The 26,154-nt window shown below is 62.4% G+C and carries 25 protein-coding genes, 1 tRNA gene and 1 pseudogene; 14 read left to right on the top strand and 13 right to left on the bottom strand.

Annotated elements, in window-relative coordinates; all coding sequences use genetic code 11:
- Nucleotides 1–133: 133 nt before the first annotated feature.
- The 5 genes from HWX91_RS12900 (at nucleotide 134) to HWX91_RS12880 (ending at nucleotide 3,727) form a co-directional block, all read left to right on the top strand.
- Complete coding sequence (locus HWX91_RS12900; RefSeq protein ID WP_028194124.1) at nucleotides 134–1,132, top strand: MerR family transcriptional regulator; 999 nt, start codon at nucleotides 134–136, stop codon at nucleotides 1,130–1,132.
- A 126-nt stretch (nucleotides 1,133–1,258) separates the two neighbouring features.
- The gene (locus tag HWX91_RS12895; protein WP_081832900.1) at nucleotides 1,259–1,858 is read left to right on the top strand and encodes a lipocalin family protein; all 600 of its coding nucleotides are present in this window, start codon (nucleotides 1,259–1,261) and stop codon (nucleotides 1,856–1,858) included.
- 231 nt (nucleotides 1,859–2,089) lie between these two features.
- Nucleotides 2,090–2,644 carry a fasciclin domain-containing protein gene (locus HWX91_RS12890; protein ID WP_028194122.1) on the top strand — a complete coding sequence of 185 codons (555 nt, stop codon included), beginning with the start codon at nucleotides 2,090–2,092 and terminating at the stop codon, nucleotides 2,642–2,644.
- A gap of 228 nt (nucleotides 2,645–2,872) precedes the next feature.
- The gene (locus tag HWX91_RS12885) at nucleotides 2,873–3,157 is read left to right on the top strand and encodes a hypothetical protein (RefSeq protein ID WP_028194121.1); all 285 of its coding nucleotides are present in this window, start codon (nucleotides 2,873–2,875) and stop codon (nucleotides 3,155–3,157) included.
- 231 nt (nucleotides 3,158–3,388) lie between these two features.
- Complete coding sequence (locus HWX91_RS12880) at nucleotides 3,389–3,727, top strand: hypothetical protein (RefSeq protein WP_028194120.1); 339 nt, start codon at nucleotides 3,389–3,391, stop codon at nucleotides 3,725–3,727.
- A gap of 301 nt (nucleotides 3,728–4,028) precedes the next feature.
- Here the strand turns inward: HWX91_RS12880 and HWX91_RS41300 are convergent.
- A pseudogene (locus tag HWX91_RS41300) lies at nucleotides 4,029–4,214 on the bottom strand (hypothetical protein); the annotation flags it as partial.
- Between the two features lie 470 nt (nucleotides 4,215–4,684).
- Here HWX91_RS41300 and HWX91_RS12870 point away from each other — a divergent pair.
- From HWX91_RS12870 to HWX91_RS12860, 3 genes are all read left to right on the top strand, one after another.
- Nucleotides 4,685–5,137 carry an Hsp20/alpha crystallin family protein gene (locus tag HWX91_RS12870; protein ID WP_028194119.1) on the top strand — a complete coding sequence of 151 codons (453 nt, stop codon included), beginning with the start codon at nucleotides 4,685–4,687 and terminating at the stop codon, nucleotides 5,135–5,137.
- A gap of 24 nt (nucleotides 5,138–5,161) precedes the next feature.
- A complete protein-coding gene (locus HWX91_RS12865; RefSeq protein ID WP_028194118.1) occupies nucleotides 5,162–5,569 on the top strand; it encodes an Hsp20/alpha crystallin family protein in 408 nt (135 codons plus the stop codon).
- A 120-nt stretch (nucleotides 5,570–5,689) separates the two neighbouring features.
- Nucleotides 5,690–5,765: transfer RNA gene (locus HWX91_RS12860), tRNA-Lys, on the top strand.
- A gap of 25 nt (nucleotides 5,766–5,790) precedes the next feature.
- Here the strand turns inward: HWX91_RS12860 and HWX91_RS12855 are convergent.
- A complete protein-coding gene (locus HWX91_RS12855) occupies nucleotides 5,791–6,084 on the bottom strand; it encodes a hypothetical protein (RefSeq protein ID WP_028194117.1) in 294 nt (97 codons plus the stop codon).
- Nucleotides 6,085–6,316: 232 nt separating this feature from the next.
- On the opposite strand from HWX91_RS12855, the gene HWX91_RS12850 reads away from it, so the two are divergent.
- The gene (locus tag HWX91_RS12850; RefSeq protein ID WP_028194116.1) at nucleotides 6,317–6,790 is read left to right on the top strand and encodes a PRC-barrel domain-containing protein; all 474 of its coding nucleotides are present in this window, start codon (nucleotides 6,317–6,319) and stop codon (nucleotides 6,788–6,790) included.
- Nucleotides 6,791–6,901: 111 nt separating this feature from the next.
- On the opposite strand, the gene HWX91_RS12845 is transcribed toward HWX91_RS12850, so the two are convergent.
- The gene (locus tag HWX91_RS12845; protein WP_042273638.1) at nucleotides 6,902–7,138 is read right to left on the bottom strand and encodes a hypothetical protein; all 237 of its coding nucleotides are present in this window, start codon (nucleotides 7,136–7,138) and stop codon (nucleotides 6,902–6,904) included.
- A gap of 179 nt (nucleotides 7,139–7,317) precedes the next feature.
- Here HWX91_RS12845 and HWX91_RS12840 point away from each other — a divergent pair, with 179 nt between their 5' ends.
- The 4 genes from HWX91_RS12840 to HWX91_RS12825 all read left to right on the top strand — a co-directional run bounded on the left by HWX91_RS12840 (nucleotide 7,318) and on the right by HWX91_RS12825 (nucleotide 12,213).
- On the top strand, nucleotides 7,318–8,184 hold the full coding sequence (locus HWX91_RS12840; RefSeq protein WP_028194114.1) for a glucose 1-dehydrogenase: 867 nt from the start codon (nucleotides 7,318–7,320) through the stop codon (nucleotides 8,182–8,184).
- A gap of 378 nt (nucleotides 8,185–8,562) precedes the next feature.
- Nucleotides 8,563–8,850: a hypothetical protein gene (locus HWX91_RS12835; RefSeq protein WP_028194113.1), complete on the top strand. Its 288-nt coding sequence runs from the start codon at nucleotides 8,563–8,565 to the stop codon at nucleotides 8,848–8,850.
- Between the two features lie 387 nt (nucleotides 8,851–9,237).
- Complete coding sequence (locus tag HWX91_RS12830) at nucleotides 9,238–11,529, top strand: FdhF/YdeP family oxidoreductase (protein WP_028194112.1); 2,292 nt, start codon at nucleotides 9,238–9,240, stop codon at nucleotides 11,527–11,529.
- 147 nt (nucleotides 11,530–11,676) lie between these two features.
- Complete coding sequence (locus HWX91_RS12825; RefSeq protein ID WP_028194111.1) at nucleotides 11,677–12,213, top strand: hemerythrin domain-containing protein; 537 nt, start codon at nucleotides 11,677–11,679, stop codon at nucleotides 12,211–12,213.
- 6 nt (nucleotides 12,214–12,219) lie between these two features.
- Here HWX91_RS12825 and HWX91_RS12820 read toward each other — a convergent pair whose 3' ends face one another.
- The 8 genes from HWX91_RS12820 to HWX91_RS12785 are packed head-to-tail and all read right to left on the bottom strand — an operon-like array spanning nucleotide 12,220 to nucleotide 21,254.
- Nucleotides 12,220–13,215, bottom strand: a complete 996-nt coding sequence (locus HWX91_RS12820; protein ID WP_028194110.1) for a UDP-glucuronic acid decarboxylase family protein — start codon at nucleotides 13,213–13,215, stop codon at nucleotides 12,220–12,222.
- Between the two features lie 39 nt (nucleotides 13,216–13,254).
- On the bottom strand, nucleotides 13,255–14,211 hold the full coding sequence (locus tag HWX91_RS12815; RefSeq protein WP_028194109.1) for a glycosyltransferase family 4 protein: 957 nt from the start codon (nucleotides 14,209–14,211) through the stop codon (nucleotides 13,255–13,257).
- Nucleotides 14,201–15,334, bottom strand: a complete 1,134-nt coding sequence (locus HWX91_RS12810; RefSeq protein ID WP_028194108.1) for a glycosyltransferase family 9 protein — start codon at nucleotides 15,332–15,334, stop codon at nucleotides 14,201–14,203. The genes HWX91_RS12815 and HWX91_RS12810 overlap by 11 nt, the downstream gene beginning before the upstream one ends.
- Complete coding sequence (locus HWX91_RS12805; protein WP_042273635.1) at nucleotides 15,331–16,347, bottom strand: glycosyltransferase family 2 protein; 1,017 nt, start codon at nucleotides 16,345–16,347, stop codon at nucleotides 15,331–15,333. The genes HWX91_RS12810 and HWX91_RS12805 overlap by 4 nt, the downstream gene beginning before the upstream one ends.
- A complete protein-coding gene (locus HWX91_RS12800; protein WP_028194106.1) occupies nucleotides 16,344–18,089 on the bottom strand; it encodes a carbamoyltransferase family protein in 1,746 nt (581 codons plus the stop codon). The genes HWX91_RS12805 and HWX91_RS12800 overlap by 4 nt, the downstream gene beginning before the upstream one ends.
- 24 nt (nucleotides 18,090–18,113) lie before the next feature.
- On the bottom strand, nucleotides 18,114–19,349 hold the full coding sequence (locus tag HWX91_RS12795) for a glycosyltransferase family 9 protein (RefSeq protein WP_028194105.1): 1,236 nt from the start codon (nucleotides 19,347–19,349) through the stop codon (nucleotides 18,114–18,116).
- A complete protein-coding gene (locus HWX91_RS12790) occupies nucleotides 19,346–19,951 on the bottom strand; it encodes a D-glycero-alpha-D-manno-heptose-1,7-bisphosphate 7-phosphatase (protein WP_028194104.1) in 606 nt (201 codons plus the stop codon). The genes HWX91_RS12795 and HWX91_RS12790 overlap by 4 nt, the downstream gene beginning before the upstream one ends.
- 7 nt (nucleotides 19,952–19,958) lie before the next feature.
- Nucleotides 19,959–21,254, bottom strand: coding sequence for a glycosyltransferase family 4 protein (locus HWX91_RS12785; protein ID WP_028194103.1), 1,296 nt, complete (start codon nucleotides 21,252–21,254; stop codon nucleotides 19,959–19,961).
- Between the two features lie 346 nt (nucleotides 21,255–21,600).
- Between HWX91_RS12785 and HWX91_RS12780 the strand changes: the two genes are divergently transcribed.
- A complete protein-coding gene (locus tag HWX91_RS12780; RefSeq protein ID WP_028194102.1) occupies nucleotides 21,601–24,297 on the top strand; it encodes an ATP-binding cassette domain-containing protein in 2,697 nt (898 codons plus the stop codon).
- Nucleotides 24,298–24,342: 45 nt separating this feature from the next.
- Here HWX91_RS12780 and HWX91_RS12775 read toward each other — a convergent pair whose 3' ends face one another.
- Both HWX91_RS12775 and HWX91_RS12770 read right to left on the bottom strand, forming a co-directional pair.
- Entirely contained in the window at nucleotides 24,343–25,287 is a 945-nt protein-coding gene (locus HWX91_RS12775; RefSeq protein WP_028194101.1) for a glycosyltransferase family 2 protein, read from the bottom strand.
- Between the two features lie 53 nt (nucleotides 25,288–25,340).
- On the bottom strand, nucleotides 25,341–26,063 hold the full coding sequence (locus tag HWX91_RS12770) for a PIG-L deacetylase family protein (RefSeq protein ID WP_052660619.1): 723 nt from the start codon (nucleotides 26,061–26,063) through the stop codon (nucleotides 25,341–25,343).
- Nucleotides 26,064–26,154 lie beyond the last annotated feature (91 nt).

Below are 26,154 nucleotides of genomic sequence, written 5' to 3'. Positions count from 1 at the left end.
AAGGCTGACCCATACATATCGTATAGCACAGAATGAACAGTGTCAGTGACTCGGTGTGCTGCTCATTGCCGACTCACTATGTCTCATATGTCGTCTATCATTCCGATACGGACGGTAAGAGAAAGGAGCTGCAGTGGCTTTTGCGACAGATGACAAGACCCAGAAGCGTTACCGCAGCGGAGACGCGGCGCGGCTGGCAAAGATGCCCGTCACCACGCTGCGTATCTGGGAGCGCCGTTATGGTGTCGTGGCGCCGCCCAGGAGCGAATCGGGGCAGCGCCTGTACTCGGAAGACGACGTGCGCAGGCTGTTGCTGATCAAGAGCCTCGTTGAGCGCGGCCATGCAATCGGCGCTATCGCGAAGCTAGATTGGATACAGCTCGAACAGCTCGCGCTCGGCCGCTCCGGCAGGGAGTTCGCCGAGGTGGCGCCGGGCACAACGCCGCCTCGCCTGGGCATTACGCTCGCGGTCATCGGCGACGCCTATTTGCGGCGCATCGAGTCGGACGATGTCGATCTTTCAGAAGCAGGCGTAGTTAGTTGCGAGCGCTTTGCGAGCCTGGATGAGGCGAGTTCGAAGCTGGCCAATAAGGCCTCCGACATCCTCCTGGTGTCGGTTGCCTCGCTGCACGAAGATGTGGCATCGCAAGTCCTGAGTCTGGGCGAAACGTGTCAGGCGAAGGCAATCGCAGTAGCTTATGGGTTCGGTACGGGGCGGGCCATCCAGATGTTGCGGTTATCCGGTGTGCGTCTTTACCGCGAACCCGACAGCCGTATCGAGTGGCGGCAAGTGCTCGAAGAGCTGGTCCGCGCCGCACGAGGCTGGGGCGCGGCATCGCCCGACAGTCTCTGGCTGCGTGCAGCACGCCGCTTCGACGATCAGATGCTGACCCGGATGGCCACCCGCTCGTCAACGATTGCGTGCGAATGTCCACGGCACCTTGTCGAACTCATCATGAAACTCTCGGCCTTCGAAAAATACAGTGACGAGTGCGAATCGCGCTCTGCCGAGGACGCATTGCTACACCGGAATCTTGGCGACGTAGCCAACCGCGCCCTCGCGATGTTCGAGTCCGCGCTCGCGCACATCGCGCACGAGGAACGTCTCATGCAGCAGCGGCACGATGACTGACCCGATCGCTCGCCGCCATAGCGTGCCTATGTTCGCATCAGGGAATGGTGATGCGGTCCACTGCATGGCTGGCCTGATCTAACCAGGGGGGCTTGACTTATGAAAACCGGATCGAAGGCTATTTCGATGCGTCAACCAGAAACGCAAACTCCGTCGCCACTGCCGAAAGAGCGGCGCCCGATAGGTATCGCCGCAACGATCCTCGCTGTCTCCGCGCTTGGGCTATTGGCAGCTTGTGCATCGCTGACAGGCGGCAAGAGTGGCAATGCGCAGGTTCCTGAGCCCGCGAGGCCGGTGGATCTGGATCGCTACACCGGCCGGTGGTATGAGTTTGCGCGCTATGAAAACCGGTTCGAGAAGGGTTGCGAAAGCGTGAGCGCCGAGTACGCGAAACGCAACGATGGCCTGATTGCCGTAACGAACAGCTGTCGCGATGGAGGTATAGACGGACCGCTACGCGTGTCGGAGGGGCGTGCGAAGATCGTGCCGGATTCGGCAAACGCCAAACTCAGAGTGTCGTTCTTCGGACCTTTCTATGTGGGGAATTACTGGGTGCTGGACCATGCGGACGACTATAGCTGGTCGATTGTCGGCGAGCCCAGTGGCCGCTATTTGTGGATTCTCACGCGTGCCGCGCAGCCCGACCCGACGCTGGGTGCCGAACTGGTAAGCCGGGTTGCGGCGCTCGGCTACGATACCTCGATGCTGAGGAAAACGCAGCACTAGCTCGTCCGTCCGAGGATATCTTTTTGCCCGACGGGCTGAGAGGATGAGATTGCTGTTCGTACATCCTCCTAATCAAATGAGTCGATAGCGACGTGCCAGAGGCACTGCAGCCGGCTGTCCGTGAAAACGGTATCGCTGGATGCAGGCCGCTTTTGAATCCAGGCGCGCGTATTCCCCGTATATGCGGTCAGAGCCACGCAATTACGCCTGGCGACTCAGGGGAAGTCCATCATGAAGTGCAAACCTATATTCGTCGTTGTCGCCTTGTCGGTAGTCGTCTCTAGCGCCTATGCGGCCAGCGATACGGTCATGGTCGGCGGCCAGGCCATGTATCCAAACAAGGACATCGTGGACAATGCAGTCAACTCGGCCGACCACACCACGCTCGTCGCCGCGGTCAAAGCGGCAGGCCTCGTCGACACTTTAAAGAGCCCCGGACCGTTTACGGTGTTCGCACCCACTAACGAAGCGTTTGCTGCGTTACCCGCTGGCACGGTCGATACGCTCGTCAAACCTGAAAACAAGGGGATGCTGACCAGCATCCTGACGTATCACGTCATTCCTGGGCGCTACGACTTCCGCAAGCTCGACCAGGCCATCAAGGCCGGCGGCGGCAAGGCCGAACTGAAAACGGTCAATGGTGAGCCGCTGACATTCACAGAGAACGGTCCGCACAATATCGTAGTGACGGATGCAGGTGGCCACACTGCTGATATTTCAACCTACGACGTTACCCAGAGCAACGGCGTCATCATGGTCGTCGACAAGGTTCTGATGCCGAAGTAGTGCAGACAGTACGCAGAGTCTGAGGCTCAAAAATCGGCACATCGCAGTCATTTTTGCTGGCCAGCCTCGACTCATACGCATGCATCGCTCCTGGACGTGGTCCATCTCTGCTCCGTCCCTGAGCGGGCACCTGCTTGCGCGTTGCCGCGGCGCAGCCGGGCAGACCTTTCGCGGTATATGAGACTTCGGCACGGCTAACGGACGAGCCGGGATCACAGGAGAAACACCATGGATAAGTTGACGATGAAAGCTCGGCTCGCACGTGTCGCTATCGCATCGCTATGTGTGGGTGCCGCGACGCTTGCGCAAGCTGGAGGGAACGGCAACGGCGGCAATGGCAGCGGCGGCGCCCACGGTGCCGCAACCGCAGGCATGACGTACCACAGCGAGCCCGTATCGAGCCCGTGGAACCGGGTTCCTGGCGGCATGAGCAAGACGGGGGATAGTGGCGGTATGAACATGCCGACCATGCGCCCCGAAGACAACAGCATGCCGGCACGGACTGTTCAGTAGGACTTTACGACGCGCGATGGAATCCCTCGGGCACATCCAGGATCTCATGCCGCCGTGGCGGGCTATTTTTTAAGTAACGCACGTGACGTCGTCGGGGCAGATGCCTTTACGTTGGTGGTGCTCGACCGTGGCAGTCAAGCTGGTTCTTATGGAGGTCGGTACCGATGCCACAGCGGAACAGTCCTTGCTCACACTCTCACTGCCGTTTCCGGATAAACCAAGGAGAGCGCCATGAGCAGCACGCTGAACCCCGACGAAGAGCCGCAGCACACAGTCAAGCAAACTTCAGGAACGACGGGCACACTCGGCCCGAGCGATTCATCCGATAGCGGCAGCGATGTCGCCGGTGCGAAGCGTCATGAGTTCGATGTCGATTCCGAGTTAGACAATCACGCGCTCGAAACTGGTGACGCCGAACTCGGTGGTGACACCGACCGGACGGGTACCGGCGAACGCCGCGCCGCCGACGGCGACTCGACGCTAGTGGATAGCGGCGATATCGAACCCGATCGCATCATCGATCCGGCAGAGGGAGATCTTGAAGGCCGCGAGGACGATCCACCGGCGTAGGCTCTTTATTTGCCAAGGTTGTTCATCAGATCGTCAGGCCGCACACTGGCCGCGCAGGTACTGAAGGGAGAGCGGGGCGTCGCTCTCCGATTGAAAAAATACATGAGCGACGCGCTTTCGCCTTCGTGACCCGACGCGCGGCAATTTATTTTCGCACCGAATCCTGAGGAATTGGATTCTTATCCTGCGACGATTCGAGCCCGTTCTCCGACGGAGGATGGTGGCGTTTTTCCCGTGTGTCCTGCGCGTTTTGCATTGTGTCTGCCGGTGAACTCGCGCCCGGATCTGTTTCGCGGGAGACAGGTTGCGCGGGATCTATTCGGGTCGAGCCACCCATCGACGGCGGATCGCTGGCGGGAAAGGTATTCTCGACGGCCTCGTCGATTTTCTCTTCGGTTTTATTTACGCCCGGACGATGTTCCTTCAAGGGCTGATTTTTACCGGCGGTTTGCCGGGTATCGTGCGGCTCGTTTCTACTGGTCGACATGATGAACTCCTGTTGCGTGGAATTCTCGTAAGGTGAGCAAACGGCGTTCCGCCCGGGGGCGTCTTCTGCGGCGCTGACGCGCAAGCGTTCGTTGGACGTGGCTGCGAAGATCCCGAAGCAAGGTGATAAGCGACGAGCAGCTTGTGCGGTGCAGCAGGTGAACGACCGCATCAGCGGAGATTGCAACGCGCGCCGGCAGGGGCCATGAGCAGGGAACCGGCGGGCCTGAGCAGACCGACGACCCGCTCTCGCTGCAGTGGGTCGGCGCATGCGTCGCGGCTAACTCATTCCACGCTGCAATTTCGGCACCACCTCTTGAAATTTTCACCGCAAGTTATATCTTTGATTTCGCTCAGGCAGATGCGTCGGTTACAGCCGGCGCGCTGCGTTTCGATTTGTTTGTCAGCAAGCTGGCAGGCGAACTGGAGCGTAGGCCCGTTCGCCTCCTCGCTGAATCGAAGGAGGATACGATGAGTGATCTCTTTCCCGGCGCCGACCTGTTCAGTGAGTTTGACCGTCTGCAGCGGCAGATGGACAGCCTGTTCGGCGGCTTCCCGTCCAGCATCCGCTCTGGCCGTTTCGGGGCCTTTCCGCAAGTGAACATCGGTGCGACCGACGACGCGATCGAAATCGTCGCGTTCGCGCCCGGACTCAAGGCGGCCGACATCGACGTTTCGATCGACAAGGGTCTGCTGATCATCAGCGGTGAGCGCAAGCCTGCCCGCGTGGTGGCCGACGACGACACGCGCGACGATACCCGCACCTATGCACAGGAGCGCTTTACCGGCAGTTTCCGGCGCGTGATCGAGCTTCCGCAGAATGCCGATCCTGAGCGGGTGCAGGCGCGCTATACCAACGGCTGTCTGTCGGTTACCGTCGGCAAGCGCGAAGCGTCCAGGCCACGTGCCATTACCGTCCAGTAACGCCTGTGATTTGAGGAGCAAACCATGAATGACAGAACTCAGGTTGCTGAGCGCGACCAGAATCCCGTGACACGACGCGAGGGTGACCGGCCGGCACGCCGGATAACGCTCACGCCGGCCGTCGACATATTCGAGGACAGCCAGGGCGTTACGCTGTGGGCCGATCTGCCGGGCGTCACCAAGGACAAACTCGACGTGAAGGTGCACGACGGCAATCTGTACATCGAGGCCGAAGCGGTCGTGCCGACGCCCGCCGGTCTACGGCTGCAGCACGCCGAAATCCGTGAGCCGCATTTCGCGCGGTCTTTCTCGCTGAGTCCGGACTTCGATACATCGAAGATCGACGCGAACCTGCAGGATGGGGTGCTGAAGCTGACCATTCCGCGTCGCGACGAAGCCCGGCCGCGACGGATCGAGGTGCAGACGAGCTGACGCATGAAGACCGGCGGCGGTTTCATGGCCGCCGCCGGTTTGTGGAAGGCGCGAGACTGCGACGGCCAGGGTACGGCAACGACGCGCCGTTCGCGGTACAAATGAAACAAGAAGCAGCAGGGGTCGTTAGCTCAGTTGGTAGAGCAGCGGACTTTTAATCCGTTGGTCACTGGTTCGAATCCAGTACGGCCTACCAGAGCGCCCGAAAAGCGGGCCCATGTTCACGCGCTAATACAGCCGGCGCTGTCTTCCTTTGGCCGCAGCACTGCGCCAGAGCCCTCCAGTTCGCTGCGTCCAACGACGTTTTCCGGACCGAGACTTCGACCGCACGCCGGGCAGCCGGGCTTCGCCCTTGCGAACAACCGGTCTACGCCTTCGTAGGTGCCGGCATGGTTCAGGTCGCGCAGCCACGTCCGATACTGCGGGCCTTGAAAATCGCCAATATCCAGACTTTCGATGACGGCGCCGCGATGTCCGCATGGGCATTCGACGTAAGTAAAAATGCGTGTTTTCATGGTGGCCTCCTGCCGGGTCGCACAGAATGCAGCACGAATCAGGCCACGAAGCGGCACCGTCTGTATGAGCCGCGGCGAGGCGGCGCCAGCCTGATTCGCCCCATGACGGAGGGGAAGAATTACGATTTGTACACGTGCCAAGCCAGCCGCATTTCCACGGCGAGGACATCGGCCAACGACTCGGGAACACCGCTTGCGCGCCCCTTCGGTACTTTTCTTGAGGAGGTGGACCATGAACCCTATCAACCCGCAAGGCGTTAGCCAGTCCGGCGCTGACATTGTCGGCAGTGGTGTAGGCGAGGGACCGGGACCGGAAATTATGGCGGCAGCAACGCTCGATGGAAACAAGGTTATGTCCTCCGACGGCGAACACGTCGGGAAAATTTCGGACATCATGCTTGACGTCAGAAACGGACGCATCGCTTACGCGGTGCTGTCCGAAGGCGGCTTCCTCGGAATGGGCGCCAACTTGCACGCCATTCCGTGGAGCGCGCTGACGCTCGATACCGACGAGAAGTGCTTCGTCGTCGATATTCCCGCACAGCGGCTGAAGGACGATCCCGGCTTCGACAAGGATCACTGGCCGACAATGGCGGACGCCAGATGGGGAGAATCGACGTATAGCTACTACAACCGGCGGCCGTATTGGTTGGAGAGCCGTGGAGCGCTGGAAAACGACCCAACCCTTGGTGCTGACGAGCTCTAAAGCGCTGCCGCCTCGCGTGTCTGACCAGTCCGTCATTGACCGCTTACGCCGTGCCGGGTTTATCCGGCGGCGTGAGCGGATTACCTGAACCGGATCGCTCGAACCACGCTTTCATTGCGCCGCCGACGCCGACGCCGACGCCCCGCTCGACGCGGCGGCATCACTGGCTCGCTTTGCGGCGTTACTGCTGCCGGGCGTGCCGCTCAACCCCGCCGAATTGCTCATCACACCGCTGCTGCCGGAACTCAGGGCGTTCCGGCTCGTGTCATCCGCTTTCTTGCATCCAGCGAGTGCGGTGGCTGCCAGAATAATCAGGATAACCAAAGTCCTATTGCGTTTTACCTTCATGATCGGTCTCCATCAAACGCGCTTGCGATGCCCTGGCGGACGGTTCAGCGCACTACTGGACAACGCAGCAAGAAACATGTCCGCCCCAGGTCGCCCCAGGTCTACCGTTTGCTGCCTATGTGTCATGTGCCGCCGGTTTTCGTCCCAAGGCGGCGCATGTAACCGCATTGAGGAGAGTCATGAGCGATCTATCACGTTCCGCACCACCGTTCCCGAGACAGCAGCAGGACCGGACTCCCGGGCACACGAGCCCGATGACGCCAAAGCCCGACCACGGTGAGCATTCGTACAAGGGCACAGGGCGCCTCGCGGGCAAAGCAGCGATTGTGACGGGCGGGGACAGCGGCATCGGCCGTGCCGTGGCGATTGCGTTCGCGCGCGAAGGCGCCGACGTCCTGATTTCGTATCTCGACGAAGACGAGGATGCCCGTGAAACCGCACACTGGGTAGAAGCGGCTGGCCGTAAAGCGGTCCTGCTGCGCGGCGATATTACGAACCGGGATCACTGTAACGAAATCGTCGCCCGCGCGATCGCCGCATTCGGCCGGCTCGACGTACTGGTCAATAACGCCGCTTATCAGATGAGCTACCCGTCGCTCGATGCAATCAGCGACGAAGAATGGGATAAGACCTTCGATACCAATATCGGCGCGATGTTCAGGATTACACGGGCCGCGGTAAGACATATGAAGCCTGGCGCTTCGATCGTGAACACCTCGTCGATCAACGCCGACCATCCCAATCCCGGTCTCATTGCCTACGCCACCACCAAGGGCGCGATCCAGAACTTCACTGGAGGACTCGCGCAATTACTCGCGGAGAAAGGAATTCGCGCGAACTGCGTGGCGCCCGGACCGATCTGGACACCGCTGATACCGTCGACCATGCCCCCCGAGAAGGTCGAGAAATTCGGCGAGCAGGTTCCGATGAAGCGGCCGGGACAACCTGCGGAACTCGCTGCGGCTTATGTGATGCTGGCATCCGACGAAGCCAGCTACATTTCGGGCGCGACGATCGCGGTCACCGGCGGTGCGCCGATTATTTAGTAGCGGTGCCGGAGCAAGATGGCGCGCGATAAAGAATCCCGGGCGTCGGCTGCGGGTACGCACACAGCGCCGGAAACTGGCGCCGCCAGCGACACGACGACGAATCACTAATTTGCCTGACGAGACATAACGTGCCTGACTTGCAGCGCTTTTGTAGCGCTTACATGTCGACGGCCCGGCTGAATTCCCACGGGCATTTGTGCGGAAGAGTTTCGATTACGCGCGGCATAGCCCTTGCTGCAACCGAAGCTGTGGAGCAATCGTGGCCACTTCGTTCAGCAATAGCAGGCACGCTGTCCGGCAAAGGTAGCGCACGTGCGGTAGCGTCACTTTGAGCGCGGCATGTGCTGTCCGTTTCATTCAAATAGGGTGGCTTAAATGAAATACTCGAAGGCATTTTTAGCAGCAGCAATTTTGACCATGTCAGGCGCAGCGTTCGCGCAGACGGGTGGAGGCAATGGCAACGGAGGCGGTCCGGCAGGTGGCTCGGGAAATGCGCACGGTGCCGCGACTGCGGGGCCGACGGTCGACGGCAGTCCGGCGTCAGGCGCGATGAGTAGCGGCGGGACCAAAATGCATCACATGTCAAAGTCGAAGAAGAAGCCGATGAACGACACGACTAACACCCCGGGTGCGGATGCGAGCAGTGATACGAAGGGGAAGTGAGATCAGCGAGGCATCGATACGGCCGGCAGGTGGCACCCCGACTTCTGGTGTGCCATCGGCCGGCCCGGCGTGCAGTTGTAAGCGCTAAGTTGTCCAACTAATGATGAGCGTCATGCTTGCCGATCGTCTTCACCAGTTCGGTGCCCCGAGGTTCTCGGGCCAAATACTGTGACGGGTCAGCGAATGGAAGCGCGGCGACGAAGTGTATAGCTCCGCCGGACAGGGACAGCGCTCCCGCACATACCGCCCGGTTCGGCGATCATTCATACCACGTACGGCCCCGGCAGCTGCGTCCTTTCTGGTTATTCGAATCCCCCGACATGTACCGCTTGACTTTGGAATGCCGCTTGCTGGTATCCGGGATGTCACCGTCGCGAGGAGCGTTCCATGGACAAGGAAAAATTAAACGAAGCGTATCCGCACCCGTCTGGCGGTTGGGGGTCGTTAAAGGCCGTCGCAAAAATTCTCAGCCAGGAGAAAGTAGCGCTGAAAGATAGCGCGATTCTGCTGCGTCAGAACAAACCGGACGGTTTCATGTGTGTCAGTTGCTCATGGGCGAAACCGGCTGATCCGCACACGTTCGAATTTTGCGAGAGCGGCGCAAAAGCGACTGCATGGGATACCACGACTAAACGGGTCGATGCCGATTTTTTCCAGACCCATTCGGTGAGCGAGCTTCTGACGTGGCACGACCACGATCTGGAGGAAGCGGGGCGCCTGAGCGGACCACTACGCTATGACCCCGCGTCAGATCATTACGTGCCCGTGGCATGGCAGGATGCGTTCGACGAGATCGGGCGAGAACTGAACACGATGGACCCGGAGCAGGTGGTGTTCTATACGTCGGGGCGGGCATCGCTCGAAACGTCGTACATGTTGCAACTCTTCGCGCGTATGTATGGTACGAACAATCTGCCGGATAGTTCGAACATGTGTCATGAAAGCAGCAGCGTAGGCCTGAAAGAGGCGATCGGCGTCGGGGTGGGAACCATCACGCTGGACGACTTCGAAAAGACGGACCTCATGTTTTTCTTCGGGCAGAACGTCGGCACGAACAGTCCGCGAATGCTTCACCCGCTGCAGGACGCCCGCAAGCGTGGCGTGCCGATCATTACCTTCAACCCGTTACGCGAGCCGGGCCTGGTCAGCTTCGCGAATCCACAATCTCCTGTGCAGATGCTCTCGCCTGACCATACGCAGATCAGCACCCAGTATCACCAGGTGCGCACAGGCGGCGACACCGCCGCGATTCTCGGCCTTTGCAAGGCCGTCATCTCCGCGGACGACGCGGCGGTAGAAAGCGGACGTCCGCGTGTGCTGGACGTTGCTTTTATTCGCGAACACACGCATGGCTTTGAAGACTTTTCTCGCTATGTCCGGCAGGCTCAGTGGGCCGACATTGAGCGGGCCAGCGGACTGATGCGCGCCGACATCGAGCGCGCGGCCGACGAATATATGAAGGCGAATGCCGTGATTGTCCATTACGGCATGGGACTGACGCAGCATCGGCTGGGTGTGCAGAACGTGCGCATGCTGTGCAATTTCCTGCTGCTTCGGGGCAATATCGGCAAGCCCGGTGCAGGGCCGTCTCCGATACGCGGGCATTCGAACGTGCAAGGGCAACGCACGGTCGGCATCACGGAGAAGCCTGAGCTTGCGCCGCTCGACAAGCTGGCCCAGCAGTTCTCTTTCGAACCGCCGCGCACAAAAGGGATGAACACTGTCGAGGCGTTCGAGGCGATGATAAAAGGAGACGTCGCTGCGGTTTTCAACCTCGGCGGCAACCTCGTGCGTTCGGTACCAGACCGGTCACGGACCGAGCCGGCGTGGGCGCGTCTGCGCCTCACTGTCAATGTCGCCACCAAGCTCAACCGGAGCCACCTCGTCCATGGCGCGGTGTCTTATATTCTGCCGTGCCTGAGTCGCATTGAGATCGATCGGCAGGCGAATGGCGAGCAGGCCGTGTCGATGGAAGACAGCACCGGTTGCATGCACGGCTCGCACGGTGTGACGGAGCCGGTTAGTCCGGACATCCGCTCCGAGCCATTTATCGTTGCGGGCATAGCCAACGCAACACTGCAGGGCAAATCGACAGTGGACTGGAACGCGTGGCGCGACGATTACAGTCGTGTGCGTGCGGCGATCGCCGAAACTTATCCGGCAATTTTTCACGATTTCGAAGCGCGTATGTGGACCCCTGGCGGTTTTCCGAGACCCCTGCCGGCGCGCGAAAGAAAATGGCAAACCAAAAGCGGTAAGGCGGAATTCATGGTGCCGGAGTCGCTGGATGAAGACCCGGATATGACGGCGCGTGAGCCGGAAGCATTGCGCCTGATGACCCTGCGCTCCGACAGCCAGTTCAATACGACCATCTATAACCTTGATGACCGGTTTCGCGGCATCAAGGGTACACGCATGGTGATCCTGATGAATCGCGCGGACATGGCGTCGCGCTCGCTTGAGGAGGGCGAACAGGTCACGCTGCAGACTATTGCCGACGACGGCGTTGACCGCCGCGTCGAAGGACTTCGGGTCGTCCCGTATGACATCCCGCTGGGCTGCGTTGCTGGTTATTTCCCGGAGTGCAATCCGCTGTTGCCGCTCTGGCACCATGCGAAGGAAAGCAAGGTGCCAGGTGCGAAGTCGATACCGGTTCGCATTGCCGCACATTACCGGTAGCGCATTCGCGGATGAACAACTGCACGGGGAAACAGTCGCCAGTCTTATGTTGGCGAACAAGGCTGCCATGGGCATATCGCTTGCTCGCCATAGCGGTCAACCGCGGCGGGTTAGCCGCGGCGCAACCGCATGATAGAGGAGATCAACATGCAAGCGACGAAACCGGAAGAGACAAAGACCCAGCCAGGCCCGCAAGACGCACTCGCGGCGCTGGAGGCCGATCATCGTGCAGTCGAAAAGTTGTTCGCGGCATTCAGGAAAGCCGCCGACCACGATCTCGAAGCGAAGGCCACGCTGGCGCAGCGCGCCTGCGAAGAGCTTTCCATTCATACGATGCTCGAAGAAGAGCTTCTGTACCCGGCGGCTCAGCAGGCTTTACCCGACAGCGACAAGATCGACGTGGAGGAAGCCTATGTCGAGCATTTCCTTGTTAAGACGCTGATCTCCAAGTTTGAGACCTTGAAGGCCGGCGACAAGGGTTTCGACGCGACGTTCAAGGTGATGAGTGAGATGGTGGAGCATCACGTCGAAGAAGAAGAGCAGACGCTCTTCCCCGAACTGCGCAAATCGTCATGCGACCTGCGCACCCTCGGCGACAAGATAGCGAAACGTAAGGCTGAATTGCAAAGCAAGCTTGATGCGGTGGGCAGCCGGTCGGTGGGCGACAAGACCGCGACGCTCTAGGTCGAATCATGCTTTGGCGTGAGCATCCGTCGCACTACCCCTTGCGCTACCCGCTTCGATCCGCGCGCGGAAATAACGCGCGGTGGCAGCGAGGCCCTCATCGAGCGACGTCTGCGGCTGCCAGCCGAGCATTTCGCGCGCACGCGTGATATCCGGCTGCCGATGCCACGGATCGTCGATCGGCAGCGGACACAATTCCAGAGGTGAGCTTGAACCGGTGATCTTTACAATACGCTGTGCAATCTCGCGCATGCTCACTTCATGCGGATTCCCGAGGTTGACCGGTCCCTCTGGATCGCCCTCCGTGTTCATCAAACGGATGAATGCGTCGATCATGTCGTCCACGTAACAGAATGAGCGGGTCTGCGAGCCGTCGCCGTAAAGCGTGATCGGCTTGCCTTGCAGCGCCTGCATCATGAAGTTCGACACGACGCGGCCATCGGCGGGATGCATGCGCGGCCCGTAAGTATTGAAGATGCGCGCAATGCGGATCGAGAGCCCGTGTTGACGCCGGTAATCCATGAACAGCGTCTCGGCGCAACGCTTGCCTTCGTCGTAGCAGGAACGCGGGCCGATTGGATTGACGTGTCCCCAGTAATCTTCGGCTTGCGGATGCATGCGCGCGTCGCCATAGACTTCGCTGGTCGATGCCTGAAAGATTTTCGCCTTCACCCGTTTGGCGAGCCCCAGCATGTTGATCGCGCCGTGCACACTGGTCTTGGTGGTTTGCACCGGATCGTGCTGGTAATGGATCGGTGAGGCGGGGCAGGCCAGGTTATAGATTTCATCCACTTCCACGTATAGTGGAAACGTCACGTCATGACGCATCAGTTCAAAATTCGCGCAGTCGAGCAGATGCGCGATATTGTCCTTCGTGCCGGTATAGAAGTTGTCCACGCACAGCACGTCGTGCCCTTGCGTCACGAGCCGTTCGCATAGATGCGAGCCGAGAAATCCTGCGCCGCCGGTAACCAGAATCCGCTTGCGGGTAAGTTCTTTCATGTTGCGTTGTCCTTGCTTGAGCTGCGTTTGCGCCACCGGTCAGGCGGTGACGTTCAGCAGCGTGTCGTGCCAGTCCTGCGCAAAACGGTCGATATGGAAACGCTCCAGCGCGGTGCGCCGTGCGCCTTCGCCGAGACGCCGCGCCTCGGCGGGATCGCGCAGCAGCGCGGTCATGACGTCCACCAGCGTATCCAGGTCGGTATGAACGAAGCCGTTCTCGCCATTGCGGATCACGGTGGCGAGTTCGGTCGTGGCGAGGCCGACGATCGGCATGCCAATCGTCATCGCCTCCACGATCGCGAGCCCGAGGCTGGTCCAACGAATCGGATTGAAGAAGAAGCGATAGCGGGCGCTGAATGCGGCCAGATCGAGATTGCCGATTTCGCCGATACCGCCGAGCCTCTCGGCGTCCATGCCGACCAGATCGAGCGGCACGCGGGTGCGCGCCGCGTTGAAGACATCGGCGCCCAGACGCCGTCCGCGTTGCGCCAGATGATTCACCACCACAATGCCGCGCTCCAGCTCACCGCTATAACGCGCGCCTGCGGGCACCAGTACACCGTGCTCGATCACGCGCGTCGGCGTGACGCCGCAATCCCACATCAACCGGTTGAAATGTGTGACGTGGACCATCAGCGTGTCGGGGTCGTCGACCCAATGCCACTGCTGGAACGGATTGTCCTGCGGCGGATCGTGCTCGATATAGACGCGCGGCAGACGCTGCTGCGCGGCGCTCAACAGATGTTCGCGGTCATACTCCCAATGCGTTTTGTGCTGATACAGAATCACGTCGAATGGCTGGTTGGGCACGTCGTCAGCACGAATCTCATGGACGTTGGCGCCCCACGGCAGCACGCCGACCTTGCCCGCGTAACCGGGCGGATGACCGGGTTTCGTGACGAGGTAGAACTCGTGCGGCGCCTGAGTGAGGTAATACAGATAATTGCCGTGCACGTGCCAGGTCAGAACGCGCAGCCGGCGGCAGTTACGCAGCATGATGCGTCTCCTTGAAGGGACGGGCGTTCCCGTGTAACGCGTTCGGCGCGCCGGGTTGCGCCCCCGGCACCTGCGCGAGTTGCGCGCGCGCCGCTTGCACGACCTGTGCAACGCTCACGTTCAGCGCGCACGGATGACCGTATGGACACTCACGGAACATGCATGGCCGGCATGCCGGATAGTCGGCGAGTACGCGGTGCAGAGCGTGGTCTAACGGCGCCCAGCGGCGCGTGTCGCTGCCCGAGGCGATCACCACGGAGGCTGTGGCCACGGCCGCCGCGATGTGCGAGATGCCGGTGTCGTTGCAGACCACCAGCCGCGCGTGCGCGACCAGCGCGGCCAGTCCGCCGAGCGAAGTGGCGCCCGCAAGATGTAGCGCGGGGGAGGTCATCGCGCCCAGTACCGCGCCGGTCAGCGGGGCTTCGGCTGCCGTTCCGGTAATGGCGATCTGCCAGCCGGCGCCCGCCAGACTGTCGGCCGCCGCGGCGAAGCGGTCCGCTGGCCAGCGGCGCGACGGCAACTGCGCGCCCGGATGGATCAGCACGAGCCGCTGTGCTTCCACGCCATGAGCCGCCACCAGCGCGGCATATTCCTCCCTATCCTCAACATTCAGCGGAAACGCCGCTTGCCGCTCTGTCGCGGGCGCACCCAGCGCTTGCATCAACTTCAGATAGCGGTCGGCCTCGGGCAGATCGTCGGGCCAGTCGATGAAGCAGCCCTGCCGTGCCGCTTCGTCAGGCTGCACGAAACCGGCTTGCGCTTTGGCGCCCAATTCGAGCAGCAGATCATTGGCAATGCCGCCGCTACCATGCAACTGGATAGCCAGATCGAAACGCCGCGCGCTCATCCGCGAAAAAAAGCCCGGCAACCCGGCGTTCGTTTCGGCCTGCTCCGGAAAGCCGACTGCGCCGGGAAATACGATCAGTTCATCGACGAGATCCTGGTAGCGTTCGACAAACGTCTGCGCCCAAGGCAGCCCGAGCAACGCGATATGCGCGTGCGGCGCCGCACGGCGCAATGCCCGCAGCGCCGGGACGGCGCACAGCATGTCGCCGAGTTGCAGCGCGCGGAAAACGACGATGCGGCGTGGCGCAAGGGCGCCGAGGAACGTGGCTTCAGTCATGGAAAGAACACCTTGAAGCGAAAGGCGCCATACAGCCGCCAATAGATCGAAAGAAACGGAATCGGAACCGACGTCCAGACCATTTCGGCGACGTGCCGCCAGCTTCGATCGCGGTTGCTCAAGCGCATCACGCAGAAGTAGCCGGTCAACGCCACCCACACGAGCAGCGCCGCGAGCGCGGTGCGAAAATCGCGGGCCAGACCGGCGATCAGTGCGATGAGCGCGGCGCACAGAATCGCGTAGTACAAAAGCGGTGGCGTTGCGCGAATGCGTGCTTTGAATAGTCGTGGGTGCTTCTTGTAAAGCAGTGCGTCGAACTGGCTCTTCTTCTGTTGCGCGATGCTCACGCCCCAACGTGCGGGCCGGACCGGATGCACGACCACGGCATCCGGCGCGCGCACTATTTCCCCGCCGGCTTGCAGCAACGAAAATTGCAGGTCGGAGTCTTCGCGCCAGGCCGACGTGAAGCGCTCGTCGAAGCCGCCTGTTTTCACGAGAAATGCGCGCGCGACGAAGGCGTTGGCGGTGGCGAACTCGGCCCGTTCGAGGCCGCTGGCGTCGACCTCGTAATCGGTAGGGCGTTCTGGCAGCGGCACTACAATCGCGCCCGACGCGGCCGCTGCGCCGTTCGCGAGCGCCGCGACGCCGGCTGTGAGCCAATGTGGATCGGGCAACGTGTCGTCGTCGGTAAAAGCGATCAACGGCGAGCGCGCCTCGCGCCAGCCCGAATTGCGCGCGCCGGCCGGCCCCTGTGTGCGCGTGACCGGCACATAGTGCACCGCCAGCCCGCGCCCGGCCTGCGCCCGTGCGAATTGCGCAACGCAGCGGCGGGTGGCGTCGTCGGGGCCGTCGTCGCATACGATGATCTCGTAGCGCCCGGCAGGAAAATCCTGCCGGCACAAAGCGTCCAGGCACGCAGCCAACATTTCCGGGCGGCGATAGGTCGGCACCACTACGGAAACCTCCAACTGAGCCGGCCGCGCGCCCCTACCGTCTGCAGCGGACAGACTCATACGCGTGCCCCCGTTTTTTCGATGAGGAACGGACCGATCACGAGCGCGTCGAGCGGCGAGGTCCAGAAAGACTCCACGGCATCGCGTGGCGAATTCACCATCGGTTCGCCGCGCGTATTGAACGAGGTGTTCACCAGAATCGGCACACCTGTGCGCTGCCTGAACGCATCCAGCAGGTCGTAGTACAGCGCATGCTGCGCGCGGTTCACGGTCTGCACGCGCGCTGTGCCGTCCACATGCCGCACCGCCGGAATGCGCTCCGCCTTCTCCGCGCGCACGTCGAACACGAACAGCATGAACGGCGCGACCTTGCCGTTCACGAACCACTCGTGCGCGTGTTCTTCCATCACGACCGGCGCCACCGGACGAAAATCCTCACGGTCCTTGATCTCGTTGAGCTTTGCCTGCATCCGCGGATCAGTCGGTGAGGCGAGAATCGAACGCGCGCCAAGCGCACGCGGGCCGAATTCCGTGCGGCCCTGATACCAGCCGATCACTTTGTCGTTCGCGAGCAGAGCGGCGGTCTCGGCGGCGATGTTGTCGAGGCGGCGGTAAGGCACCTTCGACCAGCTCAGGAACTGTTCGATTTCCGCTGCGCTGTATTCCGGGCCGAGATATGCGTGGTCCATCTTCCAGCGACGTGTCCGGTCGCCGTGTGCGGCTCGTTCGCGATAGTCGATCCATAGCGCCGCACCGAGCGCGGTTCCGGCGTCGCCGGCCGCCGGCTGAACCCAAACGTCGTCGAATGGGCCGGCGTCGCGCAGTTTCGAATTCATCACGCAGTTCAACGCCACGCCGCCGGCCATGCTGAGTTTGCTCAAACCGGTCTGCCGGTGCAGCCAGCCGGCCAGTTGCAATACCGTCTCTTCCAGCACGCGCTGCAACGAATGCGCGATATCGAAGTGGCGCTGTTCGAGCGGGCCGCCACGTTCGCGCGCTGGGCCGAAGCGTTCGACCAGACGCGGGGCGTCGACGGTGTAGCTGCCGTCATTGCGATAGCGAACGATCTCACGGAATACGTCGACATACGCGGGTTTGCCGTACGACGCGAGCGCCATCACCTTGTATTCGTCCGACGAGTGCAGAAAGCCCAGCCAGTCGGTGACGGCTTCGTAGAGCAAGCCCAGCGAATGCGGCAGTTCGACCTGCTTGAGCCGCGTGTATTCGCCGCCGACAAACTGCCCCATGCTGGTGGTTACGCCTTCGCCGCGGCCGTCCATGGTCAGTACGGCCGTGTCGTCGAACGGCGCGGCGAGAAAGGCGCTCGCTTCGTGCGCGAGATGATGTTCGACGAAGTGCCACGTGAAGCACTTGTCCCGATCCACGCCCTGAAAACGTTTCTTCAGATGATGCGGCGCGCCGTCGAGCAGTTGTCCTTTTGCATTCGCGATATAGCTGAGAAACAGTGGGTCCCATGGCGAAGCGGACGGGTCTGAAAGACGCGTGTTGGCCGGATCGAACGGCAACTCGATGGTCGCGCTGGGGCGGCTCGGCATGCCGCCGAACAAGGTGGGATCGTAAGAGTAGGCGACATGGTCGACGTCGGCCAGCGTAATGCCGGCGGCCTTCAGGCAATAGTCGATCGCGTCGAAGGGCAATTGCCAGGTCGAGAACGGCACGGGCCGCTTTGCATGCTTGACGTGCGTGAAGCGTTCGTCTTCGGCGGCGGCGAGCACGACACCGTCGCGCAGCAGGGCCGCGGCGCTATCGTGATAGACGGCATTGATTCCGAGTGTGTACATGGTCGTTCGCAAAAGAGAAGGGTTTCAGGGCGTGATCGGTTCATCGGCGAGAGGCGGCGCGGCAGTGCGGTCGGGCTCGCCTGCTGCGGCGCGGACCGCGTTGCGCGCCGCCGCCGCGGCGCGGAGGTCGAGTGCCGCCTGCACGACTTCGCCCGGCGTGACACCGAGCAGGCAGGCGTGATGATGTTGCGGACACACGCTGCGATAACACCAGCGGCACTCGACGTCGTGAAACAGCACGCGTTGCGGCGTTTGCCATGGCGTGTGCTGCGGATTGGTCAGCGCGTAGAGGTCGACTACCGGCGTGTTCAACGCGGACGCGAGATGCACCGGTCCGCTGTTATTGGAGACGAGTACGCTGGCGCCCTCGATCAGCGCGCCGAGTTCGCCGAGCGTGAGCGCGCCGCTGAGATCGTGCAGCTGCGAGCGCACGCCTGGCGCGGCGGCGCGGATCACGGCTTCGACCAGCGGCCGCTCGCTCGAGCCACCGGAAATCAGCAGCGGCGCGCCGGTTTCACGGACGAGGCGCGTGGCGACTTCGCCGAACCGCTCGGGCGGATAGCGGCGCGAAGCGGCTGTGGCCCCAGGATGCAGCACGATCCAGCCGACTTCTCGATCGACGCCGCGTGCAACGAGTTGCGCCTGCAGCGTGCGGCGCTCGGCATCCGAAACGCGAAAGCGCATGCCCGTATCCTGCGCATGCGCGCCGATATGGCCGACGAGATCGAGTTGCCGCTCCACCTCATGGCGGGTGCGCTGCTGCGGTTCAGGTTCGCGCAGCCAGTCGGTCAACAGCGCGTAGGGATTCTCGCGGCAATGCGCGAGGCGGCGCGGAATGCCGGCGAGGTAGCAAAGCATGGCGGCGGGCAGCGGGCTTTGACTGTAGACCGTGAAAATCACCGCGGCATCGAAACGGCCGCTACGCAAGCGCTCCTGCATGCGATGGTCGTCGAGCAAACTGCGCGCATTGCTCGAGGGCTGCGCGACCCACGGCGCGTCGTACTCGATCACGTCGTCGACGTCGTCGAGAAAGGGCGCGAGCGCGACACCGCTGCGCGACGCCAGCAAAGTGACATGACGATCGGGCGCCGAGTGGCGCAGCGCATGCAGCGCGGGCGTGGTCATCAAGACGTCGCCGAGATTGTCGAGTCGCACACACAGAATTCGCCTGACGTCCTCGCCCCACCGCGCGGGCGGCGACGTATCGGGTACCCGTGCATGCGCGAGCGTAGGTTGGGGGAGTAGCAGCGGGGCATTCATCGCGTGGCTTCCCCGCGCGGCCACGCAGCGTATTCGTCCGCATTGCGCCGGCTCGCGATCAGCGTTGCTGCCTCGTGCAGATTGACCGCGCGCGCCGTCGGCACGCGGTACTGCCCGTCGAGCCACTCGGTCTCGTGACCGTTGTCGAGCAGCACCGTGCGGCAACCCGCGCGGTTGCCGGCCTCGACGTCGTCGAGAATATCGCCGACGAACCAGCTGCTCGCGAGGTCGAGCCGGTGTTCATGCGCCGCGCGCAGCAGCATGCCTGGTGCGGGCTTCCGGCAACTGCACAAGGCCGCATAGCGCGCGACGCTGCCGCGTGGGTGGTGAGGGCACCAGTACACGCCACTCAAGGTCGCGCCGCACCCGGCAAACAGACGATGCAATTCGGCTTCGACCCCACGCAACGCGGTAACGTCAAATTTGCCCAACGCGACGCCGGACTGATTGCTGATAACGAATAGCGCGACGGGTAACGTGGCGAGTAGCGCCAGCGCTTCGCGCGCGCCGGGCGCGAGGCGCATCCGCGAACGGTCGACGTTGTACGGCACGTCGTCGAGCAGCGTACCGTCCTTGTCGAGGAAGACAGCGGCTTGCATCATCTGAACGTCAACGGAAGGCTGCGCCGGCCGCAGCGCGTTTTGGCAGCGCGATACGCTCGGAGTCGCCGGTGGCCGGCGCGAGACCCGCGGCGCGCGCATAGATTTGCGCGAGCGACTCGCCGACGCCCTTCCACGTGAACGCTGCGCGGGCCCGCGCGAGTCCGGCCTCGCCCATGCGGCGTGCAAGGTCGGGGTCGCGCCGCAATTGGGCGAGGCGCGCGGCCAGCGCAGCCGGATCGCGTGGCGGCACGAGGAAGCCGGTCAGGCCGTCGGCGACCGAAAAGCGAATACCGCCGACGTCGGCGCCGATCACCGGTGTGCCGCAAGCCATTGCCTCGACCGGCGTGATGCCGAACGGTTCGTACCAGGGCGTGGTCACGAACACATCCGCGGCGCTGTAGAAATAGCGCAGCTGCGCCCGGCCGCGCCGGCCAACGAAGACGGTCTGCTCCGCCACGCCCGATTCGTGCGCGATGGCGCGCAGCCGCGCAATCTCGGGCGTCGCCAGTTCGTTCGGCGCGTCCGAGTTGCCGCCCACCACGTAAAGCCGCGCGCTTGCCCCAAACGTCTGCTTGAGGAGCCCGACGCCGCGCACCACGTTGTCGATGCCTTTGCGTTGCACGAGACGGCCGAGTTGCAGCACGATGAATTCGTCCTGCTGCCAGCCGAGCGCTTCGCGAGCAGCACGGCGCTCCACGGGCCGGAATTCGTCTGCGTTGAAGCCGCACGGCACGATCTGGATACGCGCCGGATCGGCGTCATAGTGTTCGACCAGGTCGGCTTCGTCCTGCGGACACTCGGCCACGACAATGTCCGAGCGGGCGACGAGTTCGTCTTCGATCGCGAAGCGTTCGTCCGGGAAGCCGTCGTCCGCCCCCTGATGAATCCGGCGCACCCGGCCCAGCGCGTGGAAAGTCGTTACCAGCGGTACGCCGAGCGCGGCCTTGACCTTCAGCGCGGCAAGGCCGGACATGAAGAAGTTCGCGTGAATAACGTGGTACGGCTCGCGCTCGCCGCGGAAAAAGTCGATCAGGAAGGCCGCGAATTCATCCATGAACGGCAGCAGTTGCTCTTTCGGCAACTGTTTTGGCGGCCCGGCGGGAACATGGATCACACGTACGCCGTCCATGTCGGAAGCGAGCGGCAGCAATGCGCGGTCGCGCCGCGTGAAAACATCGACCTGATGCCCCATCGCCACGAGCTCGCGCGCGACGTTGGCGACATAGATATTCTGTCCGCCACTGTCGACTCCTCCGGCAACAGCGAGTGGCGAGGCGTGTTCACTGACGAGAGCGATTTTCATGGCGTTCCTTCGCAAAGGGGCAGAGTCGGGGGGGCTGTGGGGTTTGTAGCGCCCGAGCATGCGCTGTGCCAATCGCCGATTGCAGCCCGCATAGAAATGCAATGCCCCGTGTAAATGGCGAAGCGCGCTAACGGCCTCCGAACCCGTGACAAGAAACGCTGTGGCGTTCCCTGTTTTACAAGCGCGGATGTAAGGCTGGGTGCGTGGAAATTTCTTCCGTACTGCAACGCATATGGTCGGAGGAGGTAGAAGATTTGCAAAAACGGCAATACGTATGCCGTTTTCCGAATGCCGCGGGCGTGCGGCTTGCTGCGCGTTCGCGTCGAGATGCAGTATCCGGGACCCCATGACACATTCACCGAACCCGCCAGCTTCTGCGCGATTACCCCGTTCCCAGCTCACCAGTCGGATCGTTTCCGAGCTCGCGCGCGCCGTATGGCGCTATCGCAAACAGACGGTGCTGTCGATTTTGCTGATGGTGGCGGCCAAGCTGGCGGTGGTGCTGATTCCGCTGGTTTTGAAACATATCGTCGACGAACTCGGCCATCCCGTTGCGCAGGCACTATTTCCCGTTTTTCTGGTATTGGCATATGCGTTGCTGCGCTTCCTCGGCGACGCGCTCAACGAAGCCCGCGATGTGGTCTTCAGCATCGTCACGCAGCGAACCGTGGCCGCATTCACCGAGAGAACGTTCGCGCACCTGCACCGTATGAGCGCGCGGTTTCATACCCGGCGAGAAACCGGCGCAATCGTGCGCGACGTACAGAAAGGCGCGGACGGTATCGGCTTTTTGCTGGGCGTCGCCTTGTTCACCATCGTGCCGACGGCCTTTGAGATCGCGGCGATCGTCGCGATCATGGTGCGCGGCTACGCGCGCGAATTCACACTGGCGATTGCCGCCACCTTTGGCTGCTACGCGGTCTATACGTTCATTTTCACGCGGCGGCGGGTTGCATTTCAACGCGCTGTCAATTTGCTCGAGGCGAAATCGGACGGGCGGCTGGTCGACAGTTTGCTGAACTACGACACCGTCAAGTACTTCGCAACCGAGGAGACAGAAACACGGCGGCTCAGCGAAGTGCTGGAACAGTGGGTACACGCCAGAACGGCGAATCAGCGTGCGTTGACCGCGTTGCATGTTGGACAGAGCGCGGTGATTGCGCTCGGCATTGCGGCGATCATGCTGCTCGCGGCGCAACGTGTGGTGGGCGGCACCATGAGTGTCGGGGATCTGATTCTGGTTAATGCGTACCTGATTCAGATCTGCATGCCCCTGAATACGCTCGGCTTCGTCTTTCGCGAGACTAATGACGCGATGGTCAACGTCGAGCGCATGTTCGCGATTCTCGCGGCGCGCGGGCGAGTGGGCGAGGACATCGACGAACCCGCCGCGCAACCGCTGGTCGTGAGCGTCGGCAAGATCGACTTCGAGCACGTGGACTTTGGCTACGACCCGGCGCGGTCGATCCTGCGCGATGTCGATTTCCATGCCTATGCGGGCAAGACGCTGGCCGTGGTCGGCGGCAGCGGGTCGGGCAAGTCGACCATTGTGAAGCTCTTGTTCCGGCTCTATCAACCCGACCGTGGCGCCATCCGGATCGACGGCCAGGATTTGAGCAAGGTGACGCAGCAAAGCCTGCGCGAAGCCATCGGCATCGTGCCGCAAGACACCGTGCTGTTCAACGAGACGATTGCCTACAACATTGCGTACGGGCGGCCCTCCGCCACGCGTGCGGATGTCGTGCGCGCCGCGCGTGCCGCACAACTGGACGAGTTCATCGAGCGGCTGCCGGATCATTACGACACCCGCGTCGGCGAACGTGGCGTGCGCCTGTCGGGGGGTGAGCGTCAGCGCATCGCGATTGCTCGCGCCATTCTGAAAGACCCGCGCATTATCGTTTTCGACGAGGCGACGTCGGCGCTCGACACGCGCTCCGAACGCGCGATCCAGACCGAATTGACACGCCTCGCACAAGGCCGCACGTCGATCGTGATCGCGCATCGGCTTTCCACCGTGGTGGACGCGGACTGGATTCTCGTGATGGAGCATGGCCGCGTGGTCGAACAGGGCACGCATCGGGAACTGCTGTCGCGTGACGGCGTGTACGCGAAAATGTGGTCGCTGCAAGGGCAGCAAGGTGAACTCGAGCATGCGCAGCGCAAGCTGACCGCGCAATCGGTCAGCCTCGCCACGTTGACTTCCGGCGCGGTCGACGCGCTGCACGACGAAATCGCCGCGCGGCACGTGGCCGTGCAGGTGGAACTCAGCGACAGCGATTTGCGCGTGACCGGCGATCCTGGCGTTCTGCAACCCGCGATCGCGGAATTGTGCCGCAACGAAATCGTGCAGGCGCGGCCCGGCGAGCGGATCGTGTTGCGGGTCGAGCGGCATAACAACCATGCGTGGCTCAGCGTGCGGGGGTCGGGCGACAAGCCGGCGGAGCTATCGGAGTCGGCGGCGCAGCGCATGGAAGCGACGCTCGCCAGCGCGGGCGGCGCTTTTACGCTGATGCCGCTGCACGGGCGGCTCGCGTATGTCGCGATACTGCCGCTGCGTGCCGTCGCCGATGCGAGGCCGCACGTGGCGCCGACGCTGCGTGAAGAAGGCGCGAAGCCGCTCGACGATCTGCTTGTGATGGCCATCGACGATCAGGAGGAAGCGCGCGACGCCCTCGAAGCGGTGTTGAGCGCGAATGGCGCGCGGGTTCGGCTCGCGTCGTCGGGTGCGGAAGCATTGGATTGGCTAGGACGCACGCAAACGAGCGATTGGCCGAACCTGCTGTTGTGCGACATTGTGCTTGCCGGGGAAGACGGTTACGACGTGTTGCGTCGCATACGCGCGCTCGAAAGCGAACGCTCCGGTAGCACGCATGCGATCTTGCCGGCGATCGCGCTGACCGGCTACGCCGAGACTGAAGACCGTGTGCGTGCCGAACAAGCGGGCTTTAAGGCACATTTGCCGAAACCGGTGGCGCCGGAAAAGCTGATCGCGGAGATCAGGAAGCTGGCAGCCGATCGACCGCGTGCAGCCACGGCTCATTAAACGCCTTCGCGTTTCGGCCGCTCGCTGCATCAACTCAGTATCGGCTCAAGTACGGGCTTCCGTTTCGCCCACGACGGCCTCGGCGCGGTCCTTCGCTGACATCTCGCCCGTCGATTGCTCGACGGCATGCACGCGTTCGCGCAGGCTCAGTACGGCCGGCGGCACTACGCGCCGACGCGGCAGTGCCCACATGAGTCCGTGCAGCAACGCAACGCTGTCGTGCACGAAGCTGCCTTCACGCGTAAGCGCAGCCAGTGCGCGTAGCGTCGCGCGGCATGCTTGCGGCCACGGCAGACGCAACCATGCGATCCATGCCGCGTTACGCGCGAGCATGCGGCGTCGCAAGCCACTGTCGCGCACAACCGACGGATGATGGTGCACCGTCATTTGCTCGCAATAGACGATTGAATGATTCGTTGCCAGTACGTCGAGCGCCACGAGTTCTTCTTCGCCACCGATAAACAGTCGTGGCTCGTAGCCGCCCACGGCGCGAAACAGCGAGGTCCGGAACACGCACGCGCCCGCCATGTAGCCGATCAGCGCAGGGCCGGGCAGCCCGTCGCTGCCGAGCGGGCTCGCGCGCATCGCGGCGCAGGTCGGGTCGGTGGTTTCATCATCGCCGACGGCCACGCGCGCGCTGAGCACGCCCACGGTCGGCCACGCGTCGAGCAGTTGCACGGCGTGCTCGAGCGAGCCGGGTGCCCACCACGTGTCGTCATCGCAGAAGGCCACGTAATCGGTGCGCACGCACGCGACCGCACGGTTGCGGCCGGCGGCGCCGAGATTGCCTCCGCATTCGATCACGCGGACCATTGGGAACCGCTTCCTGACGAGCGCGACGGTACCGTCGCTCGATCCATTGTCAGCGACAACGATAGGTGGATTTTCCGGAAGGGCAAGCAGATGCTCGAGAGTCGTCGTCAGTTCGTCAGCCCGGTTGCAGGTCAGGACGACAACGGAAATTCGTTGATCAAACCGTTTCAAATCCATGCAGTGCGTTCCTTCTGGCGACGGGCAGAACAATCGCGCAAGCGCCGTGCCCATCAGATCGCGTTCGAGCGGCATTCGCCCATCCCGGCTGTGCGTTCCTTATCGCGAAGCTGCCAGTAGCGTTCGGGTGCGACGAGACCGGCTCTTCCGTCTGGGCCGAATGCGCGCAACTGACTTTCATACGCGCCAATCGCCGCCTGCTTCATTTGCCGATGCCGCGCATCTGCTTGCGCGCCGAGACCGTCCTCTGGACTCGCTACATAGCCGCGCCGTGCGAGCTCGCCCAGGCGCGATTGCACCACGCCGGGTATGCGCCGGTATGGCACATCTTCATAGACGTACATCGAGGGAGCGGGGATGCCCCGCAGCATCGCGAGGCATGCGTCGGCCACCAGTTTGTGGTCTGAATGGAACAGACCCAGTGGAATGACTACTGTCACCGGGTCGACCTTCGTGACTATTTGCGCCAGAGCGGCGGCCAGCGAGTCGAGAGGCGGCGGCTGGTGGTATTGCGCGTCGCGGAAAGGAAGATGGATTGGATGGGCGCCCAGTAGGGCGAGAGCGTGGACGTCCTCCGTTTTGCGTGTGGACATCGCTGTGAACGCGTCGGGGAATCCGGACGCCTGGTCCCAGTCGGTCGTCATGTTATTGCTCGGTGCTCCAGCGAAAACAGTACACACGAGCGCCGCCGGACGGGTGGCAAGCAGCAGGCCGCAACTGAGAACCGCGTCGTCTAGATGCGGCGAGATGACGAGCAGGCGTTCATGCAATGTCATTGCCATAGCGAGTTAGAAACGGCCTCTTGCATTGGGCCGCAAAGACTTTGGCCTTACGCCGACCAGGTCGCCGCACGCGCCCCTTCCCTCT

Source organism: Paraburkholderia fungorum (assembly GCF_902833645.1).
Taxonomy (GTDB): Bacteria; Pseudomonadota; Gammaproteobacteria; order Burkholderiales; family Burkholderiaceae; genus Paraburkholderia; species Paraburkholderia fungorum.
The sequence above is the reverse complement of the archived record's forward strand: the minus strand, read 5'-3'. Positions and strand labels throughout refer to the sequence as shown.

Excerpts from the sequence above, each read along its gene's own strand:
- HWX91_RS12810 (WP_028194108.1), bottom strand. The coding sequence starts at position 15,334 with ATGACTGAAGCCACGTTCCTCGGCGCCCTTGCGCCACGCCGCATCGTC.
- HWX91_RS12890 (WP_028194122.1), top strand. The coding sequence starts at position 2,090 with ATGAAGTGCAAACCTATATTCGTCGTTGTCGCCTTGTCGGTAGTCGTC.
- HWX91_RS12850 (WP_028194116.1), top strand. The coding sequence starts at position 6,317 with ATGAACCCTATCAACCCGCAAGGCGTTAGCCAGTCCGGCGCTGACATT.
- HWX91_RS12830 (WP_028194112.1), top strand. The coding sequence starts at position 9,238 with ATGGACAAGGAAAAATTAAACGAAGCGTATCCGCACCCGTCTGGCGGT.
- HWX91_RS12880 (WP_028194120.1), top strand. The coding sequence starts at position 3,389 with ATGAGCAGCACGCTGAACCCCGACGAAGAGCCGCAGCACACAGTCAAG.
- HWX91_RS12800 (WP_028194106.1), bottom strand. The coding sequence starts at position 18,089 with ATGTACACACTCGGAATCAATGCCGTCTATCACGATAGCGCCGCGGCC.
- HWX91_RS12770 (WP_052660619.1), bottom strand. The coding sequence starts at position 26,063 with ATGACATTGCATGAACGCCTGCTCGTCATCTCGCCGCATCTAGACGAC.
- HWX91_RS12825 (WP_028194111.1), top strand. The coding sequence starts at position 11,677 with ATGCAAGCGACGAAACCGGAAGAGACAAAGACCCAGCCAGGCCCGCAA.
- HWX91_RS12785 (WP_028194103.1), bottom strand. The coding sequence starts at position 21,254 with ATGAAAATCGCTCTCGTCAGTGAACACGCCTCGCCACTCGCTGTTGCC.
- HWX91_RS12845 (WP_042273638.1), bottom strand. The coding sequence starts at position 7,138 with ATGAAGGTAAAACGCAATAGGACTTTGGTTATCCTGATTATTCTGGCA.
- HWX91_RS12855 (WP_028194117.1), bottom strand. The coding sequence starts at position 6,084 with ATGAAAACACGCATTTTTACTTACGTCGAATGCCCATGCGGACATCGC.
- HWX91_RS12870 (WP_028194119.1), top strand. The coding sequence starts at position 4,685 with ATGAGTGATCTCTTTCCCGGCGCCGACCTGTTCAGTGAGTTTGACCGT.
- HWX91_RS12840 (WP_028194114.1), top strand. The coding sequence starts at position 7,318 with ATGAGCGATCTATCACGTTCCGCACCACCGTTCCCGAGACAGCAGCAG.
- HWX91_RS12820 (WP_028194110.1), bottom strand. The coding sequence starts at position 13,215 with ATGAAAGAACTTACCCGCAAGCGGATTCTGGTTACCGGCGGCGCAGGA.
- HWX91_RS12835 (WP_028194113.1), top strand. The coding sequence starts at position 8,563 with ATGAAATACTCGAAGGCATTTTTAGCAGCAGCAATTTTGACCATGTCA.
- HWX91_RS12885 (WP_028194121.1), top strand. The coding sequence starts at position 2,873 with ATGGATAAGTTGACGATGAAAGCTCGGCTCGCACGTGTCGCTATCGCA.
- HWX91_RS12775 (WP_028194101.1), bottom strand. The coding sequence starts at position 25,287 with ATGGATTTGAAACGGTTTGATCAACGAATTTCCGTTGTCGTCCTGACC.
- HWX91_RS12895 (WP_081832900.1), top strand. The coding sequence starts at position 1,259 with ATGCGTCAACCAGAAACGCAAACTCCGTCGCCACTGCCGAAAGAGCGG.
- HWX91_RS12805 (WP_042273635.1), bottom strand. The coding sequence starts at position 16,347 with ATGAGTCTGTCCGCTGCAGACGGTAGGGGCGCGCGGCCGGCTCAGTTG.
- HWX91_RS12780 (WP_028194102.1), top strand. The coding sequence starts at position 21,601 with ATGACACATTCACCGAACCCGCCAGCTTCTGCGCGATTACCCCGTTCC.
- HWX91_RS12795 (WP_028194105.1), bottom strand. The coding sequence starts at position 19,349 with ATGAATGCCCCGCTGCTACTCCCCCAACCTACGCTCGCGCATGCACGG.
- HWX91_RS12790 (WP_028194104.1), bottom strand. The coding sequence starts at position 19,951 with ATGATGCAAGCCGCTGTCTTCCTCGACAAGGACGGTACGCTGCTCGAC.
- HWX91_RS12865 (WP_028194118.1), top strand. The coding sequence starts at position 5,162 with ATGAATGACAGAACTCAGGTTGCTGAGCGCGACCAGAATCCCGTGACA.
- HWX91_RS12815 (WP_028194109.1), bottom strand. The coding sequence starts at position 14,211 with ATGCTGCGTAACTGCCGCCGGCTGCGCGTTCTGACCTGGCACGTGCAC.